At 33.4% G+C, this 464-nt stretch carries 1 protein-coding gene; it reads right to left on the bottom strand.

The window, feature by feature from the left end; genetic code table 11:
- The coding region (locus tag J3495_RS19045; RefSeq protein ID WP_210668567.1) for an IS3 family transposase at positions 1-464 on the bottom strand (464 nt) is incomplete at both ends.

Below are 464 nucleotides of genomic sequence, written 5' to 3'. Positions count from 1 at the left end.
TATTTTTATTAATCAATTTTCTGAATTCTATCGAAGCATATTGTATGCCTCTGTCTGAATGAAAAAGTAAAGGTTCTGTTATTTCTCTTTTTGATACTGCCATTTTCCAAGCTGGAATAATCGTTTGATCGGTATACATTCGTGTGCTTAATGACCATCCTATAACCTGCCTGTCATATAAATCAATAATAGTAGTAAGATATAACCAGCCGGCAGCTGTTCTTATATAGGTTATATCGGATACCCAAACCTCATTTAGTGATTTTGGTGTAAAATTTCTATTGAGGTGATTACGGCATACCGGATATCGATGATTAGAGTATGTAGTCACTTTAAAGCGTTTCTTTAGTTTACTTCTCCAGCCATTAAGAAGCATCAATTTAGCAACTTTCCTTTTGGATATTTTATATCCTTTTCTTTTTAACTGTTCTGCTATTCTAGGACTTCCATAAGTTTGACTGCTT

It is taken from the genome of Flavobacterium geliluteum, from assembly GCF_017948595.1.
Lineage (GTDB): Bacteria > Bacteroidota > Bacteroidia > Flavobacteriales > Flavobacteriaceae > Flavobacterium > Flavobacterium flavipigmentatum.
Note: the sequence above shows the minus strand (reverse complement) of the source record. Positions and strands in the feature narration are given on the sequence as shown.